This is a genomic window from Paraburkholderia sp. RL17-373-BIF-A (assembly GCF_046030175.1).
Lineage (GTDB): Bacteria > Pseudomonadota > Gammaproteobacteria > Burkholderiales > Burkholderiaceae > Paraburkholderia.
In genome coordinates, this window is the sequence record NZ_JARESO010000040.1 from 1 (window position 1) to 17,247 (window position 17,247).

17 protein-coding genes are annotated in these 17,247 nt (G+C 62.9%); 4 read left to right on the plus strand and 13 right to left on the minus strand.

Annotation, left to right across the window (positions count from 1 at the left end; genetic code table 11):
* Nucleotides 1–120 precede the first annotated feature (120 nt).
* The 9 genes from fabF to P0D80_RS34325 all read right to left on the minus strand — a co-directional run bounded on the left by fabF (nucleotide 121) and on the right by P0D80_RS34325 (nucleotide 7,085).
* Complete coding sequence (gene fabF, locus P0D80_RS34285) at nucleotides 121–1,359, minus strand: beta-ketoacyl-ACP synthase II (RefSeq protein ID WP_132373574.1); 1,239 nt, start codon at nucleotides 1,357–1,359, stop codon at nucleotides 121–123.
* A gap of 232 nt (nucleotides 1,360–1,591) precedes the next feature.
* Nucleotides 1,592–1,831 (minus strand): acyl carrier protein, encoded by a 240-nt coding sequence (acpP, locus tag P0D80_RS34290; protein ID WP_004197638.1) that lies wholly within the window; start codon nucleotides 1,829–1,831, stop codon nucleotides 1,592–1,594.
* Nucleotides 1,832–1,982: 151 nt separating this feature from the next.
* Entirely contained in the window at nucleotides 1,983–2,732 is a 750-nt protein-coding gene (gene fabG, locus P0D80_RS34295; RefSeq protein ID WP_132373573.1) for a 3-oxoacyl-ACP reductase FabG, read from the minus strand.
* 100 nt (nucleotides 2,733–2,832) lie between these two features.
* The gene (gene fabD / locus P0D80_RS34300) at nucleotides 2,833–3,768 is read right to left on the minus strand and encodes an ACP S-malonyltransferase (protein WP_408181046.1); all 936 of its coding nucleotides are present in this window, start codon (nucleotides 3,766–3,768) and stop codon (nucleotides 2,833–2,835) included.
* A gap of 111 nt (nucleotides 3,769–3,879) precedes the next feature.
* Nucleotides 3,880–4,869 (minus strand): beta-ketoacyl-ACP synthase III, encoded by a 990-nt coding sequence (locus tag P0D80_RS34305; protein ID WP_132373571.1) that lies wholly within the window; start codon nucleotides 4,867–4,869, stop codon nucleotides 3,880–3,882.
* Nucleotides 4,869–5,975 carry a phosphate acyltransferase PlsX gene (gene plsX, locus P0D80_RS34310; protein ID WP_408181047.1) on the minus strand — a complete coding sequence of 369 codons (1,107 nt, stop codon included), beginning with the start codon at nucleotides 5,973–5,975 and terminating at the stop codon, nucleotides 4,869–4,871. The genes P0D80_RS34305 and plsX overlap by 1 nt, the downstream gene beginning before the upstream one ends.
* Before the next feature lie 15 nt (nucleotides 5,976–5,990).
* Nucleotides 5,991–6,113 (minus strand): hypothetical protein, encoded by a 123-nt coding sequence (locus P0D80_RS34315; RefSeq protein ID WP_279388554.1) that lies wholly within the window; start codon nucleotides 6,111–6,113, stop codon nucleotides 5,991–5,993.
* A 46-nt stretch (nucleotides 6,114–6,159) separates the two neighbouring features.
* Nucleotides 6,160–6,339: a 50S ribosomal protein L32 gene (gene rpmF, locus P0D80_RS34320; protein WP_006051932.1), complete on the minus strand. Its 180-nt coding sequence runs from the start codon at nucleotides 6,337–6,339 to the stop codon at nucleotides 6,160–6,162.
* Between the two features lie 101 nt (nucleotides 6,340–6,440).
* Nucleotides 6,441–7,085, minus strand: coding sequence for a DUF177 domain-containing protein (locus P0D80_RS34325; RefSeq protein WP_132373568.1), 645 nt, complete (start codon nucleotides 7,083–7,085; stop codon nucleotides 6,441–6,443).
* Between the two features lie 266 nt (nucleotides 7,086–7,351).
* Here P0D80_RS34325 and P0D80_RS34330 point away from each other — a divergent pair, with 266 nt between their 5' ends.
* Nucleotides 7,352–7,969, plus strand: a complete 618-nt coding sequence (locus tag P0D80_RS34330) for a Maf-like protein (protein ID WP_408290491.1) — start codon at nucleotides 7,352–7,354, stop codon at nucleotides 7,967–7,969.
* Nucleotides 7,966–8,685: an SAM-dependent methyltransferase gene (locus P0D80_RS34335; protein WP_408290493.1), complete on the plus strand. Its 720-nt coding sequence runs from the start codon at nucleotides 7,966–7,968 to the stop codon at nucleotides 8,683–8,685. The genes P0D80_RS34330 and P0D80_RS34335 overlap by 4 nt, the downstream gene beginning before the upstream one ends.
* A 94-nt stretch (nucleotides 8,686–8,779) precedes the next feature.
* Here the strand turns inward: P0D80_RS34335 and P0D80_RS34340 are convergent, their stop codons facing one another.
* Genes P0D80_RS34340 through P0D80_RS34355 form a run of 4 tightly spaced genes read right to left on the minus strand, consistent with a single transcriptional unit; the run spans nucleotide 8,780 to nucleotide 11,896 of the window.
* Complete coding sequence (locus tag P0D80_RS34340; protein WP_408290495.1) at nucleotides 8,780–9,784, minus strand: S49 family peptidase; 1,005 nt, start codon at nucleotides 9,782–9,784, stop codon at nucleotides 8,780–8,782.
* Nucleotides 9,785–9,817: 33 nt separating this feature from the next.
* Complete coding sequence (locus P0D80_RS34345) at nucleotides 9,818–10,222, minus strand: Rieske (2Fe-2S) protein (protein WP_132373564.1); 405 nt, start codon at nucleotides 10,220–10,222, stop codon at nucleotides 9,818–9,820.
* The gene (locus tag P0D80_RS34350; RefSeq protein ID WP_408290498.1) at nucleotides 10,219–10,878 is read right to left on the minus strand and encodes an HAD-IA family hydrolase; all 660 of its coding nucleotides are present in this window, start codon (nucleotides 10,876–10,878) and stop codon (nucleotides 10,219–10,221) included. Before P0D80_RS34350 ends, P0D80_RS34345 begins: the two co-directional genes overlap by 4 nt.
* On the minus strand, nucleotides 10,871–11,896 hold the full coding sequence (locus P0D80_RS34355) for an RluA family pseudouridine synthase (protein WP_132373563.1): 1,026 nt from the start codon (nucleotides 11,894–11,896) through the stop codon (nucleotides 10,871–10,873). Before P0D80_RS34355 ends, P0D80_RS34350 begins: the two co-directional genes overlap by 8 nt.
* Before the next feature lie 733 nt (nucleotides 11,897–12,629).
* Here P0D80_RS34355 and P0D80_RS34360 point away from each other — a divergent pair.
* Both P0D80_RS34360 and moaA read left to right on the plus strand, forming a co-directional pair.
* Complete coding sequence (locus P0D80_RS34360; RefSeq protein WP_408290500.1) at nucleotides 12,630–15,926, plus strand: Rne/Rng family ribonuclease; 3,297 nt, start codon at nucleotides 12,630–12,632, stop codon at nucleotides 15,924–15,926.
* Nucleotides 15,927–16,134: 208 nt separating this feature from the next.
* Nucleotides 16,135–17,244 carry a GTP 3',8-cyclase MoaA gene (gene moaA, locus P0D80_RS34365; RefSeq protein ID WP_408181054.1) on the plus strand — a complete coding sequence of 370 codons (1,110 nt, stop codon included), beginning with the start codon at nucleotides 16,135–16,137 and terminating at the stop codon, nucleotides 17,242–17,244.
* Nucleotides 17,245–17,247: the final 3 nt, after the last annotated feature.

Consider the following 17,247-nt stretch of genomic DNA (forward strand, 5'->3'; position numbering starts at 1 on the left):
AGAGGGCGAGGGCGCGCCGCAGCGCAATCCGCTGCGGCGCTCCGTCGGGCGTGGCCGATTCAGGGGAAAGCGCCGGGCGAGCCGGCGCCGTCGACTGGCGCATCACCAACGACCAGGCGATCAGGCGCGCTTGAAGACCAGCGTGCCGTTCGTGCCGCCGAACCCGAACGAGTTCTTCAGCGCGACGTCGATCTTCATCTCCCGCGCGGTGTTGGCGCAGTAGTCCAGGTCGCACTCGGGATCCTGGTTGAAGATGTTGATCGTCGGCGGCGACACCTGATGATGCACGGCCAGCACGGTGAACACCGACTCCAGACCGCCGGCGCCGCCCAGCAGGTGACCCGTCATCGACTTGGTCGAGTTCACGACCATGTCTTTGGCGTGGTCGCCGAAAGCGCGCTTAATGCCGGTTGTTTCGGCCAGGTCGCCAAGCGGCGTGGACGTGCCGTGCGCGTTCAGGTAGTTCACCTGATCCGTGTTGATGCCCGCGTTCTTCAACGCAGCCAGCATACAGCGGCGGGCGCCGTCGCCGTCTTCCAGCGGCGCGGTCATGTGATAGGCGTCGCCGCTCATCCCATAGCCGCTGACTTCGGCGTAAATCTTCGCGCCGCGCGCCTTCGCGTGTTCATACTCTTCGAGCACCATCACGCCGGCGCCCTCGCCCAGCACGAAACCGTCGCGATCCTTGTCCCACGGACGGCTCGCCGTTGCCGGATCGTCATTGCGTTGCGACAGCGCGCGCGCCGCCGCAAAGCCGCCGATACCGAGCGGCGACACGGTCGATTCCGCACCGCCCGCGATCATCACGTCGGCGTCGCCGTATTCGATCAGACGCGAAGCCTCGCCGATACAGTGCAGGCCGGTGGTACAGGCGGTGACGATCGCCAGATTCGGGCCTTTGATGCCGAACTTGATCGACAGATGGCCGGAGATCATGTTGATGATCGACGCCGGCACGAAGAACGGCGAAATCCGGCGCGGGCCGCGATTGAGCAGTTCGGTTTGCGTCACTTCGATCATCGGCAGACCGCCGATGCCCGAACCGACCACCACGCCGATACGCTCCGAATTCTCGTCGGTGACTTCGAGGCCACTGTCCTGCATCGCCTGGATGCCTGCAGCCACGCCGTAGTGGATGAACGTATCCATGTGGCGCGCTTCCTTACCGGGGATGTAGTCCTCGATATTGAAGCCCTTCACCTCGCCGGCGAAACGAGTCGAAAAGTTCGACGCATCGAACTTCGTGATATTGGCAATACCCGACTTGCCGGCGACCAGATTGGCCCAGCCGTCGGCAACATTATTGCCAACAGGCGAAATCAGCCCCAGGCCTGTAACAACAACACGACGGCGGCTCACGGTAACCCCTTTTTCATAGATGACAAAAGCAAAAGCCACAGCGGCCACAGGAACTTGCCCTGTATGCCCTGTGGCTGTTTAACTCGGCAATCGCGCGAAAAATTGCGCAGTCAACATCGCTGGCTCCTGCTTGGCAAAACGCGCGGCAAAAAACGCCAACCCTGCTGGCGTCGGCAACCGACACGGCAGGGCGTCATACGCCGCCAACGCAGAAACGCGGGCGCGAATGACCTTAGGCCTTGACGTTCGCGCGAGCGTAGTCGATCGCTTGCTGAACGGTGGTGATCTTCTCGGCTTCTTCATCCGGAATTTCCATGCCGAATTCGTCTTCGAGGGCCATCACGAGCTCAACGGTGTCGAGCGAGTCGGCGCCGAGGTCGTTCACGAACGAAGCTTCGTTCTTGATCTCAGCTTCTGCAACGCCCAGTTGTTCTGCGACAATTTTCTTGACGCGCTGTTCGATATTGTCCATTACCCCTCCAAGGGAAAAGAAGTTCAAAAATACAGGTGCGCGCATTTTATCAGGTTTGACCCGGCAAAAAAGCGGCGCATCGGGTTGCTGTCAAGGCATGCGCCTTACGCATTTACAAACGCATCAAGGCGCGGATAGTAACCGAATTTGGTTACGCCATGTACATTCCGCCGTTCACATGCAGTGTCGTGCCGGTGATATACCCGGCTTGCGGCGATGCCAGAAACGCCACGGCGTGCGCAATATCTTCCGGGCTGCCGAGGCGGCCCAGCGGAATCTGCGTTTTCAGCGCCGCTTGCTGCTCTTCCGGCAGAGTCTTGGTCATGTCGGTATCGATGAAGCCCGGCGCCACGCAATTCACCGTTATGCCGCGGCTGCCGATCTCGCGTGCGAGCGCGCGGGTCATGCCCGCCACGCCCGCTTTCGCGGCCGCGTAATTGATCTGCCCAGGGTTGCCGGCCGAGCCGACCACCGACGTGATGTTGATGATGCGGCCGCCCTTCGCCTTCATCATGGGACGCAGCACCGCGCGCGACAGACGGAACACCGACTTGAGGTTGGTGTCGACCACCGCGTCCCAATCGTCGTCCTTCATGCGCATCGCGAGTTGATCCTGCGTGATGCCGGCGTTGTTCACCAGCACGTGCAGTGCGCCGAATTCCTTTACCGTGCCGTCGATCAGCGCTTCCGCCGCAGCCGCGTCGTTCACGTTGAGCACCGCGCCGCGGCCGTTCACGCCGGCCGCGTTAAACGCTTCGCTGATGGCGGCCGCGCCGCTTTCGCTGGTCGCCGTGCCGATCACCGTCGCGCCCTGGCGCGCCAGTTCCATGGCGATCGCACGGCCAATGCCGCGCGACGCGCCGGTGACGATTGCGATCTGCTTGTCGAGAGTCTTTTCCATCTGTCAGTCCGGATGCCCTTCGGAGGGCTGATTGATTCTTGATGCGCAGCCCTGATGCCGTCGCGAAGCGCCTGCTGCCAGGTGCCGCGCGACGTTGCGTTCAGCCTGCCTTCACGAGTTTGAGCGTTTCTTCGAGCGAAGCCGGATCGAAAATCGACGCACCAACCAGGTTGCCGTCGATGCGCTTGGTCAGACCCGCAAGGACCTTGCCCGGACCGCATTCGATCACATGCGTGACGCCTTGAGCCGACATGGCCTGCACGCTTTCGACCCAACGCACCGCGCCGGCCGCCTGGCGCACCAATGCGTCCTTGATCCCGGCCGGCTCGTTGACCACGGCGACGTCGACGTTGTTGATCACCGGAATCGCCGGCACCTGCACGTCGACACTTGCCAGATACTCACGCAACTGATCCGAGGCCGGCTTGAGCAGCGACGAGTGAAACGGCGCCGAGACCGGCAGCGGCAACGCGCGCTTTGCGCCCTTCGCCTTGGCGACTTCGCAAGCCTTTTCGACCGCGGCTTTATGGCCCGCGATCACAACCTGCGCCGGCGCATTGAAATTCACCGCTTCGACGACGCCCACGACCGACGCTTCGGCACACACCGCGCGCACCGTGTCGTCGTCGAGACCGAGAATTGCGGCCATGCCGCCTTCACCGACCGGCACGGCCGTTTGCATGGCTTGCGCGCGAAAACGCACGAGCGGCACGGCATCGCGAAACGCGATCGCGCCCGCCGCGACCAGCGCCGTGTATTCGCCGAGGCTGTGGCCCGCGACGAGCGCCGGCTTCGGGCCGCCAGCCTGCAGCCAAGCGCGATACATCGCGTAAGCGGCGGTCAGCATGACCGGCTGGGTGTTGGTCGTGAGGTTCAGATCTTCGGTGGGGCCTTCGGCGATCAGCTTGCCGAGGTCCTGATTGAGCGCATCGGAGGCTTCCTGAACCGTTTCACGCACGACCGCGTGATCGGCGAATGCGTTGAGCATGCCGACCGACTGCGAACCTTGCCCAGGAAAAACGAACGCAAATTTCATATCGTCCCCAAAATCGATTTAGTCAGATGTGGGTGGCGCGCCCAGTTGACGGCGAGCGCGCTCAAGCGTAGTCGAGCGCCGCGAAGCGCGCTCGCCATAACGTCGCCGCTATCAGTAGCGGATAACCGACGCGCCCCACGTGAAGCCGCCGCCGACACCTTCGATCAGCACGTTCTGGCCGCGCTTGATGCGGCCGTCGCGCACCGCGACGTCGAATGCGAGCGGAATGGACGCAGCCGACGTGTTGCCGTGCTCGCCCACCGTGACGACCATGCGTTCCTGCGGCAAGCCGAGCTTGCGGCAGGTGCTTTGCATGATGCGGATATTCGCCTGATGCGGAATCAGCCAGTCGACCTGTTCCGCCGACAGATTGGCTTTCTCGAGCGCTTCGACCGCGACCTTTTCGAGCACGTTGACGGCGAGCTTGAACACGGCCTGCCCGTCCATATGCAGGAACGCGCTACCGGCCACCACACCGCCATTCACGTTGCCCGGCGTGCAGAGAATGTTCGAATGGCTGCCATCCGCGTGCAACGCGCTTGCCAGCACGCCCGGTTCTTCGGACGCCTGCAGGATCACCGCGCCCGCGCCGTCGCCGAACAGCACGCACGTGGTGCGGTCGTTGAAGTCGAGAATGCGTGAGAAGGTTTCCGCACCGATCACGAGCGCCGTGCGATGCTGACCGCTGCGAATGAAGCTGTCCGCCGTGGCGACCGCATAAGCAAACCCGGAACAGACGGCCTGCACGTCGAATGCCGCGCCGTGATTCTTGATGCCGAGCTTGTTTTGCAACAGGCACGCCGTGCTCGGGAACACGAAGTCCGGCGTGGAGGTGGCGACGATGATCAGATCGATGGACTGCGGGTCGATATCCGCGGCTTCGATCGCGCGTTGCGAAGCGATGAGCGCCAGATCGCTGGTCGTGACATCAGGGTCCGCGAAGTGGCGCGCATGAATGCCCGTGCGGGCGACGATCCACTCGTCGCTCGTCTCGACGCCCTGCTTGGCGAGACGTTCGGCCAGATCCTGATTGGTGACGCGTTGGGACGGCAGATAGCTGCCGGTGCCCAGCACGCGGGAATAAATTGTCGATTGAGCCATTATGCCTTCGAGGATTGCGCAGCGTAGGGCTCGGCGGGCTGGCCTGCGATCGGGCTTGCGTGACCCGCACCGCTCGCGTCGCGCGCCGCCTGTTCGAGAGAACCCGCATTCTCTTCCATCGCTCGCGCAAGGCGTTCCAGCACGCCGTTTTTGACGGCATCATACCCGCGTTTGATAGCCCACTCAAACCCGTAAGCATCTGCCGAACCGTGGCTTTTGATCACCAGCCCGCGCAGGCCGAGCAACGCGGCGCCATTGTATTGCCGATGATCGACGCGTTTCTTGAAGCGCATCAATACCGGCAAGGCGAGCACCGCCATCACTTTGGTGAGCCACGAACGGCCGAACTCTTCCTTGATGATGTTGGACAGCATCTGCGCGAGGCCTTCCGACGTCTTCAGGGCGACATTGCCGACAAAACCGTCGCAGACGATCACGTCGACCGTGCCCTTGAAGATATCGTTACCTTCAACGTTACCGTGAAAGTTAAGTGTACTCGCGCGCAGCAGTTCGCCGGCACGTTTGATGGTGTCGTTGCCCTTGATGACTTCTTCGCCGATGTTCAGCAGGCCGATGGTGGGCCGATCCTTACCCTCGAGCGCGGACACGAGCGCATGCCCCATCTCCGCGAATTGCAGCAGATGCTGCGGCTCGCAGTCGACGTTGGCGCCCAGGTCGAGCATCATCGTGTAGCCATTGGGATTGGGCAGCGCCGACGCAATGGCCGGGCGTTCGATGCCCGACAGCGTTTTCAGCACATAGCGCGAGACCGCCATCAGCGCGCCGGTATTGCCGGCGGAAATGCAGGCTTGCGCCTCGCCTTCCTTGACGCGGTTCAGCGCCACGCGCATGGACGAATCTTTTTTCTTGCGCAGCGCGACTTCGACCGGATCGTCCATGGCGACGATCTCGGAAGCGGATACGACGGTCAGCGCCGGCAGGTCCTGAGCCTTCAACTTTTTCAGCTGCGCACGAATCGCACTTTCAATGCCAACGAGCAGCAATTGCGCGTCGGGATGCGAACGAACGAAGTTGACGGCAGCGGGAACGGTCACGGACGGGCCGTGGTCGCCTCCCATGCAATCTATCGTGAGCTTTACTGTCATGGAGTGCGACGAATTTCAGACGCCCTGCATGGGATCATAGCAAGCGCCAAAGCGCCAACTGCGATCGACATAAAAAAGCGGCAATTGAATGCCGCCTTTTTGCCGAGCCGGGAAAATGTCAAGCGAGCCGATCGCCACGCGAAACGCCACAGGGCGACACGCAGTGAAACGCGCAGTGAAACGATTAATCGTTCTTCGTCTTGACGACTTTCTTGCCGCGATAGTAGCCGTTCGGGCTAACGTGGTGACGCAGATGCACTTCGCCCGTGCTCGGTTCCACGGCCAGCGGCGCTGCCGTCAGGAAATCGTGCGAACGGTGCATGCCGCGCTTCGACGGCGACTTCTTATTTTGTTGAACTGCCATGACTAACTCCTAAAAATTTTCCGAATTCTAACACAGCCCGATCCGGTCTCCGCCACTGGCCGAATGGCCAATGCGCCCGCATCGCGCTCCCATGCAACTGTTCAGTGCTTCTTGTCGTCCGGCTCTCCGCGCTTCAGACTCTGGAGCGCCGCAAACGGATTGGGCCGTTCGGGCTCGCCGCCCTCGCCAGCTTCGTCCAGTGCGCCCTCGTCGCCCTCGCCTTCGGCACCGGCCACACCAGAGACGAGACTCTCGTGCACTTCGGGGCAGACCTCGTGCTTGGGCACAAGCGGCAAGGAAAGCAGCAACTCTTCTTCGATCAAGTCGATGAGATCGAAATGGTTCGAACCCACGATCACTTCGACTTCATCCTCGTCGAGCGGAAACTCTTCGGCTTCCGCCTCAGTGTTGACGATCCGGTAAGTCGCATCGACGTTGAATGCCTGCAAGTACGGTGTCATGCACCGCTGACATTCGAGCCATGCAGCGCCGTGAATCGCCATCCTCAAATAAGGCTGGGGACCCTCGGTGCCGTCGTCCTGCAATTCCGGCTGCGTCGTGCCTTCGGCTTGCCAGGTGAACGCGGTATCGCGGTCTGGCGCTTCTGCCGGGACTTCGTTTAACATGCGCGGCAGTTGCGAGACGCGCACGACACCCGCGGCCTGACGCCCACTCCGCGCAAATTCGAACAGATCGATATCGTGCGGGTCGGACAGACCTGCAGGGTTGCCAGGATGTTGAGTCATGTGCGCTCCTGCGTCGGCAAAGATTTCGCCGGGTATAAACCGCGAGGTATAACTGATAACTGATTTGCAAGACAGTCCGCGAGACCCATGTGTTGCCTGCAGTTAGCACCGCAGTTGACACACGCCGAGACCCGCTTAGCGCAAGCATACCGATGAAAAGCCCAAAATCATATCCGTTTTGTCTTTTCGAGTCAAACACTTAAGCCCGTACGCGCGCGAGCTTCGCGCAACCCCATACACCCCGCCACTCTAGCCGCTGATTGCCCATGCCAGATTCCCCCAATCGCCCGCCACGCCTGATTCTGGCGTCGAGTTCGCCGTATCGTCGCGAACTGCTTGAACGTCTGCGCGTGCCGTTCGATGTCGTCGTGCCCGCGATCGACGAGACGCCGCTCGCCGACGAAACGCCCGAAGTCACCGCGCTGCGGCTCGCGCAAGCCAAGGCTCGCGCGGTAGCCGGCGGACTCGGCGCCGGTGAAGCGGCGCTCGTGATCGGCTCCGACCAGGTCGCCACTTACGACGGTCTGCAGATCGGCAAGCCGGGATCGCACGACACGGCGCTCGCCCAGTTGCAGGCGATGCGCGGCCGCGAAGTGCTGTTTCATAGTGCACTGTGTCTGTTCGACAGTCGCTCGGGAAACGTACAAGCCGTCGACGTGATTACCCGCGTCCATTTCCGCGACCTCCCGGACTCGACGCTGGAAGCCTACCTGCTAGCCGAAACGCCGTACGACGTCGCGGGTAGCGCCAAATCCGAAGGGCTCGGCATCGCCTTGCTCGATGCCATCCATTCCGACGACCCGACCGCGCTCGTCGGCCTGCCGTTGATCGCGCTGTCGCGCATGCTGCTCGCGGTGGGTTATCCACTATTGGGGGCTCAATGAGCGGCACGCTCTATCTGATTCCGAACACGCTGGGCGAAGGCGACGCCGAGGCGCTCGACGCCGTTCTGCCCGCGCCGGTACGCGCCCGCGCCGCCTCGCTTCACTATTACATTGGCGAAAACGCGAAAACCACGCGCGCTTTCCTCAAGAAGGTCGGCACGGAACGGCCGATCCAGGAAATCGAGATTCGCGAACTGAATGTGAATACGCCGGCCGGCGAGATCGACAAGCTGCTCGCGCCGCTTCTCGGCGGCACGGACGCGGGTCTTGTTTCCGAAGCGGGCTGCCCGGCGGTCGCCGACCCCGGCGCGCTGCTGGTGCGCCGCGCGCATGAGCGCGGCGTGAAGGTCGTGCCGTTTGTCGGCCCGAGTTCGATTCTGTTGGCGTTGATGGCTTCCGGGCTCAACGGGCAGAGCTTTGCGTTCCACGGCTATCTGCCCGTCGACGCCGCGGAACGCGCCAAGCGTCTGCGAGACCTGGAGCAACAGTCGCGCAAAAGCAAGCAAACGCAGATCTTTATCGAAACGCCCTATCGGAATCGCGCGTTGCTCGACACGCTGCTGGCGACGTGCGCGCCGTCCACGCTCGTTTGCGTAGCGGTCGATCTGACGCTGGAAACGGAGACTATCGCCAGCCGCACCGTGACTGACTGGAAGAAAAAGCCGGCGATCGATCTGCACAAACGACCGGCAATTTTTCTGATCCTGGCCGTTTGACCCAAGCCACATAGAAAAACCAAGCGGAAAACAAAAAGCCCCGCGCGATCATCGAATTCCGATCACGCGGGGCTTTGTTAATACCGACAGCAGATCAACGCAGATTCATCTTCCCACCGAGCGCCATGGCGTGAACCGCGCCACTGCCGACCGCCGCGCCGAATTTGCGCGCAACGCGGTCCGTAATGCTCTCTTTCACCGTGTAATCGACGATATCCGGTGCCTTGAACAGATCGCGCGCCACGTAATCCGCGTCGCCGAAACCGTCGGCAAGCCCGAGTTCGACGCTCTTCTGGCCCGTCCAGAAAAGGCCCGAGAACATGTCCGGTGTTTCATGCAGACGTTTGCCGCGCCCTTGGCGTACCGCGTCGATGAACTGCGCGTGGATCTGATCGAGCATATCCTGAGCATGTTCGTCCATCTTCGGCGTTTCCGGCGAGAACGGATCGAAAAAGCCCTTGTTCTCACCCGATGTGTGCAGACGCCGCTGAATCCCGAGCTTATCCATCAACCCGGTAAAACCGAAGCTATCCATCAACACGCCGATCGAACCGACGATGCTCGCCCTATCGACATAAATCTTGTCAGCCGCCGCGGCCGCGTAATAGCCGCCGGACGCGCACATGTCGCCGACGACCACATACAGGGGAATCGACGGATATTTGGCGCGCAAGCGGCGAATTTCGCTATAGATGATGCCCGCCTGCACCGGGCTGCCGCCCGGGCTATTGCAGCGCAGGATCACGCCGGCGGTGCCCGCGTCGTCGAACGCGCTTTGCAGCGCCGCGTTGACATCTTCCGCGTTCGCGTTCGTATCCGCCGATATCTCGCCGTCAAGCGTCACCATGGCCGTGTGACGGCCTGTGGCGACGACCTTGTCGCCGGAGAAGTCGATGGCAGCCCAAATTGCCAGCAACACTACGATCAGAAAAACGAAGCGGAAAAAGATCCTCCATCGCCGCGCCGCGCGCTGCTCGTTGATCGCCGCGAGCGCGATACGCTCGAGCGCGGCGCGTTCCCAGCCCGGCTCATCGGCAGGCGTGCGGGGGCGGCCTGTCAGGGACGGTTCCTTCGGCTCGGGAGTCAAATTGTCGGACATGCGGTGCAGTGGAAAGGTCGGAAGGGAGAAAAATCAGAGTGTGGCCGGGCGAAGTTCGCCGTCGGGCAGCCAGAATACGGCACGGCCTTCCGGCGTATCGCGTTCGTCCACCTGAACTGGCCGCAATCGGCCGCCGCGGCACGGACCACCGACGCATTTGCCCGTATCCGGCGCGTAAATCGCGCCATGTGTAGCGCACATCAAGTATAAACCGGACGATTCGAAGAACTGCCCTTCGGCCCAATCCAGCTCCATCGGCACGTGGGCGCAGCGGTTCAGGTAGCCGTATGCGCGGCCATCATAGCGAACAAAAAAAACGACCACGTCGCCGCCACCGAGCTTCGCCGCGTGGCGCACGCCCGCGCCGCCGTCGACCAATTCGTCCGATGCGCAGACGCGAACCGCCTCTGCCGGCGCTTGCGTGGCAGCGGTGCTCATGCGTTCTCTCGCAGCCAGCCGGACAGCACACTGACGCTCGACGCAACGAATTTCGGCGACAACGCGCTCAACGAATCCGCAGGATGCGCCCCATATGTGACGCCAATGCCCGCGACGCCCGCATTGATCGCCATTTGCAGATCGTGTGTTGTGTCGCCGACCATCACTGTACGTGCGTTGTCCTGCCCCAGTTCGCGCGTCAATTCGTGCAGCATCGCCGGGTGCGGCTTCGAGAACGTCTCGTCGGCGCAGCGGGTGCCGTCGAACAGGCTCGTCAGGCGCGACTGATCCAAAGCTCGATTCAGCCCGACGCGGCTCTTGCCCGTCGCCACGGCCAATAGATAGCCCTGATCGCGCAATTCCTGCAACATTTCGCGCACACCGACGAACAACTCGGTGGTCTGATCCTTCACCAGATAATGGAAGCGATAGCGCTCGGCCAGTCGCGGATAATCCGAAGGATCGAGCGTGGGCGCGGCAATCTGTAGCGCGTCGCGCAACCCGAGGCCGATCACAAAGCTGGCCGCCTCGTCCGCGGGAACCGGCAAACCGAGATCGCGGCACGCCGACTGGATGCTGCGCGTGATGTGCGCGGTCGAATCCATCAGCGTCCCGTCCCAGTCGAAGACGATCAGATCAAATTGCTCTCTAGCCATGCGGTGTCGTCTCCGGGTGTGACCCATTTCGTAATTCGTTGAGCTGTGCGATGAAGCTGCGGCATTCGGCCGGCAACGGCGCCTCGAACTGCAGCGGCGCGCCGGTTGCCGGGTGCGTGAGCTTCAGCCGGTAAGCGTGCAGGAACATGCGCTTCAGGCCAGGCTTGGCGTTGGCGCGCGCCAACGCCTTGTTCAGCGCGAAGTCGCCGTATTTGGCGTCGCCGACGATCGGCAGTTCCAGATGCTGCAAGTGGACGCGAATCTGATGCGTGCGGCCCGTCTTCAGTTCCGCCTCGAGCAGCGCGTACTCCGGCCAGCGGTCGATCAGATTGAACACCGTGTGCGACGCGAGTCCGTCCGGCTGAACGCGCACGCGACGCTCGCCGTCGGCCGTCAAATACTTGTGCAGCGGCTCCTTGACCGCGCGGCGGCGGCCCCAGTCGCTCGCCCAGTCGCCGTGAACGCAAGCATAGTAGCGCTTATCCATCTTGTTCTCGCGAATCTGCTCATGCAGATTGACGAGCGCCGAGCGCTTCTTGGCGAGCATCAGAATGCCGGACGTCTCACGATCCAGCCGATGCACCAATTCGAGGAATTTCGCCTGCGGACGCGCCTCGCGCATCTGCTCGATCACGCCGAACGCGACGCCGCTGCCGCCGTGCACCGCCACGCCGGCCGGTTTGTCGATCACGAGCATGTGCTCGTCTTCAAAAATAATCTTGAAATGGGCGGCCGGCACCGGCGTCTGGGCGGCTGCTTCGTTCTGTTGAGCGACGCGAATGGGCGGCACGCGCACCAGATCGCCAAGCTCGAGACGGTACTGCGCGTCTATCCGGCCCTTATTCACACGCACTTCCCCGCTGCGCAGGATGCGATAAATATGGCTTTTCGGCACGCCTTTACAGACGCGTAACAAGAAGTTGTCGATGCGCTGTCCGGCCGCACTGTCATCGATCTCGATCATCGAGACCTGGTCGCTTGCGACCGATTTCTGGGATATTTTGCCTAACTCTTTCATTCTGAATATAATTTGCCCAGCAGTCTGCGGCGGCCGGCGCAGTGTCCGGAATTCGGGCGGATTGCGCAGGTGCAAGCGATAAACCATTATTTTACTTGCGCCGGGGTCTGGTTGCTCACCCTGAAAATGAGATGCAACAAGTTGCACGCACGAAGTCAGTGCCCGGCAGGGACGGCGCCCACAGGCGCGTTCGGTCAAGGTCGGCTTCGACGGTAACGGAATTTTGGTAAAAAAGAATTTAACTTTCAGCTTCGGTATCGGGCGGTCTGACGCCCTGCTGTACGAAGCTGCGAGTTGCGAAAATACGGCGTGCGCCCGAGGCGTCTTGTAGAAAGTACAAGACATGGCGACGTCAAAATGAGGCGAGACACCCCCAGCAGGAAAAGACGCGCCGACTGCGCGAACTTCCCGCTGCGGCACGACCGCAGCCTTCGACCCTCCGGTCACGCGTCCAGTTGGCGCACCGGCGCGAGTGGACGAAGGCTTATGAAGGTCGGCCGGCATAACCCGCGGCGTGTCGGGTCGTTATTTGAAGCCGTGTTCGCATGTGCCCTGCGGCACCGTGCCCATTGTTTAATGGGGCCGGGCCCTCCCAGGCAATTCTCCCACCAGCTTTCCCGCTCCAGCGTGCTTGTGAAAACACAATAAGGCGCGGCATGCCGCTGCCCGCTTCGCTCTCGCGACTGACAACCGCGCAGTGAAGGGGCAGGCTAAGCCGCTCTGGAGCCGTTCAATGAAACGAATGTTGTTCAACGCGACGCAGCAGGAAGAACTGCGCGTCGCCATCGTCGATGGGCAAAAACTCATCGATATCGACATCGAAACCGCCGGGCGCGAACAGCGCAAAGGCAATATTTACAAGGGCATCATTACTCGCATCGAGCCGTCGCTCGAAGCCTGCTTCGTCAACTACGGCGAAGACCGCCACGGCTTCCTGCCGTTCAAGGAAGTCGCCCGCCAGTACTTCCGCGACGGCGTCGACATGCGCTCCGCGCGCATCCAGGACGCGCTGCGCGAAGGCCAGGAACTGATCGTTCAGGTCGAAAAAGAAGAACGCGGCAACAAGGGCGCGGCCCTTACCACGTTCATCTCGCTCGCCGGCCGCTATCTGGTCCTGATGCCGAACAACCCGCGCGGCGGCGGCGTGTCGCGCCGGATCGAAGGCGACGACCGTCAGGAACTGCGCGAAACCATGGCGCAGCTGCAACTGCCGGAAGGCATGAGCATCATCGCGCGCACGGCCGGCATTGGCCGCAGCGCCGAAGAACTGCAGTGGGACCTGAACTACCTGATGCAACTGTGGCGCGCGATCGAAGCCGCGTCGCAAAGCGGCTCGAGCGGCCAGCCGATGCTGATCTATCTCGAATCGAGCCTCGTCATCCGCGCGATTCGCGATTATTTCCAGCCGGACATCGGCGAAATTCTGATCGACACCACCGAAATTCATGACCAGGCACGCGCCTTCATGGATATCGTGATGCCGGATAATGTCAGCAAGGTGAAGCGGTATCACGACGACGTACCGCTCTTCTCGCGCTTCCAGATCGAACACCAGATCGAAACGGCGTACTCGCGCACGGTGCCGCTGCCCTCGGGCGGCGCAATCGTGATCGATCACACCGAAGCGCTGGTTGCGATCGACGTGAACTCGGCACGCGCCACCAAGGGCGCCGACATCGAGGAAACGGCCGCGCGCACCAACCTCGAAGCCGCCGACGAAGTCGCCCGCCAGTTGCGCCTGCGTGACCTGGGCGGCCTGATCGTGATCGACTTCATCGACATGGAATCGGCCAAGAGCCAGCGCGAAGTCGAACAGCGCCTGAAAGACGCCCTCAAGCACGACCGTGCGCGCGTCCAGATGGGCAAGATCTCGCGCTTCGGCCTGATGGAACTGTCGCGTCAGCGTCTGCGTCCGGCCCTGTCGGAAGGCAGCCACGTGACCTGCCCGCGCTGTAACGGCACGGGTCACATCCGCGATACCGAGTCGTCCGCGCTGCAAGTGCTGCGGATCATTCAGGAAGAAGCGATGAAGGAAAACACCGCGGCAATTCATTGCCAGGTGCCGGTCGAAGTGACTGCCTTCCTGTTGAACGAAAAGCGCGCCGAGATCAACAAGATCGAATCGCGTTTCAAGGTCAATGTCGTTCTGATCCCGAACAAGCACCTCGACACGCCGCATTACAAGCTCGAGCGTCTGCGTCACGACGACGCGCGCCTCGACGAGCCGCGTGCTTCGTGGAAGATGGCCGAGGAAGCAGCCCGCGAACTGGAATCGGAAACCGGCTACAGCAAGCGTGCCGAGGAAGTGAAGCCGAAGCAGGAAGCGGCGGTCAAGGGCATCACGCCTGAAAAGCCGGCGCCGAGCGCACCGGTGCGCCCGGTCGTCACGCCGGCTCCGGTCGCGGTCACACCGGCGAGCGGTGGCTTCATCGGCTGGTTGAAGAATCTGTTCGGCATGCAGCCGGCCGCTCCGGCGCCTGCCGCGCCGGCCACGACCGAAAAGCAGACGCGTCCGCAACGCGGCGAACGCACGGAACGCGGTGAGCGCACCGGCGAACGCGGCGGCGATCGCAACCGTAATCGCCGTAGCGGCACGGGCACTCGCGATGCAGCGGGCCGTGGCGAAGGCACGACCGGCGGCCGTCAAGCCCAAGGCCAGCAACCGTCGCAACGCCGCGAGGAACGCGAGCCGCGTGAAGGCCGTGAGGTGCGTGAAGCACGCGAAGGCCGCGAGCCGCGCGAAGCACGTGAGGCGCGCGAACCGCGTGGCACTCGCGAGCCGCGTGAAGCACGCGAAGGCCGTGAACCGCGCGAGGCCCGTGAGCCGCGCGAGGGTCGCGAAACCCGTGACCGCGACAATCGCGGTGCCGAGCGCGCGGAAACGGCGGAGGCCGCACCGCGTGGCGAACGTCAGGAACGCGGCGAGCGCCGTGAACGTGGCGATCGTTCGGAACGTGGCGAACGCCGCAAGCCGCAAGCAGAAACCGCGGATGCACTGACGCAAAGCGAAGCGCAAACGGCGGAAGAACTGGTGCAAAACCAGACCGCCTTGGGCGAAAACGGCGCGCCGATCGATCAGGAAGCGGTGGCGCGTGAAGGTGAAGAGCGTCGTCGTCGCCGTCGCGGCCGTCGTGGTGGCCGTCGTGAGCGTGAAGAGGACGTGAACGGCAACCTGGCAGCGGACGTCGCGGAAGCCGAAGGCGACAACGCGAGCGCAACCGACGAAGCGCCGGTGCGCACGGCGCATCAGCCGGTCGAGCGCAAGCCGGAAGTCGCCGAGGTGAAGGACGTGACGCCGGTGGAAGTGGTCGTCGCTGCTGTCGCGACTGAAACCGCCGTGGTGACCGAACTGCACGCCGCAACCGAAACACCGGCACTGGCCGTCGAAAAGGCTGCAAAGACGGAAACGGTGGTACCGGTCGCGGAAGCGCCGGTTGCGCCGGCAGCCGTCGAACCGGTCGCCGAAACGCCGGTGACGCAAGCCGCTGTCGAGCCGGTCGAAGCAGCGCAAGCCGCGCCGGCCGCTAGCGAAACGGTTTCGCTGGTTGAACCGGTCGCACATGTTGAGGCCCCGGCTCAAGCGCACGTCGAGGCACCGGCAGTTGCGCCTGTTGTCGAAGCGCAAGCCGCTGTGCCGGCTCCGGTCGAAACCGTGGCTCCGGCTACGGTGGTCGAAGCGCCGGCCGTTCAGCCTGCACCGCAAGCTGAGATCGTCGAACCGCAGCCGGTCGTGGCAGCGGTGGCACCGGCAGCCGAGCCGGCAGCGATCGAACCGGCGCCTGTCGCCGTTGCGCCGCAAGCACCGCAACAAGCGCCCCGTCATAGCGGCGCGTCGGCGGAAGCCCTGAAGCCGGTACTGGAACAAGCCGGTCTCGTCTGGGTGAATACCGACGCCGACAAGCTGCGCGCGGCTCAGGAAGCTGCTGCGCAGACCGTCAAGCCGGCTCGCGTGGTGCGCGAACGCAAACCGCTGCCGCCTTCCGACAGCGCGCCGATGCAACAGGTGGAAACAGGCCGGCACCCGCAGTAAGCCGTCCTGCCGCACTCGAAAAGCCCGCCCTCACCGGCGGGCTTTTTGCTTTCATGGGCCGTGCTGCAGCCCAAACTCACAGCGCTATGCCACTCCCCGTATACCCCGACACGGCCAGGGGTGCCGCTGCCCCCGGAAGCATTTCCGATAGAATGAATATCTAGCTTTAATTTCAAGCACTAACCGACGCAATTCATCGAAGCAATTCATGTCCCGACGCATCATCCCTGTTGCCGATCTCAGTGCTGTGCCGGTCATCGCCGGCCCCGTGCAGACGCCCAGCGGCGCGCTGCACGACACGCTTGCGCGCCCGCTGCGCGACCTGCGCATTTCGGTCACGGATCGCTGCAATTTCCGGTGCGTGTACTGCATGCCTCGCGCGGTGTTCGACAAGGACTACACGTTTTTGCCGCATAGCGCCTTGCTGAGCTTCGAGGAAATCGAACGGCTGGCGCGGCTGTTCGTCGCACATGGCGTCGAAAAAATCCGTCTGACGGGCGGCGAACCGCTGTTACGCAAAAATCTGGAATTCCTGATCGAACGGCTCGCGCAACTGACCACGCCGGCGGGCCGCCCGCTCGATCTGACGCTGACCACCAACGGTTCGCTGCTGGAACGCAAGGCGCGCAGCCTGAAAGACGCCGGTTTGAGCCGCGTCACGGTAAGTCTCGATGCGCTCGACGACACGCTGTTTCGCCGCATGAACGACGCCGACTTCGCCGTCGGCGACGTGCTGGACGGCATTGCCGCGGCGCACGCGGTGGGCCTCGCGCCGGTCAAGGTCAACATGGTCGTCAAGCGCGGCACCAACGACAGCGAAATCGTGCCGATGGCGCGTCATTTCAAAGGCTCGGGCGCGGTGCTGCGCTTTATCGAATACATGGACGTCGGCACGTCGAACGGCTGGAACATGACTGAAGTGCTGCCGTCCGCCGACGTCGTCACGCGCATCGCCGAGCACTTCCCGCTCGCGCCGCTCGAAGCGCACAGCGCCGCCGAGACCGCGCAGCGCTGGGGTTACGCGGACGGCAGCGGCGAGATCGGCGTGATTTCGAGCGTGACGCGCGCGTTTTGCGGCAGTTGCACGCGAGCGCGTCTGTCGACCGAAGGCAAGCTCTACTTGTGCCTGTTCGCGTCGTCGGGTCACGATCTGCGCGCGCTGGTGCGCAACGGCGCGAGCGACGCCGACATCGCCACCGCCATCGCCGAGATCTGGCAGGACCGCGGCGACCGCTATTCGCAATTGCGCGGCAGCGCCTCGGCCGATTCGGGCGCGCGGGATGGCCGCCGCGTCGAAATGTCGTACATCGGCGGCTGAGCG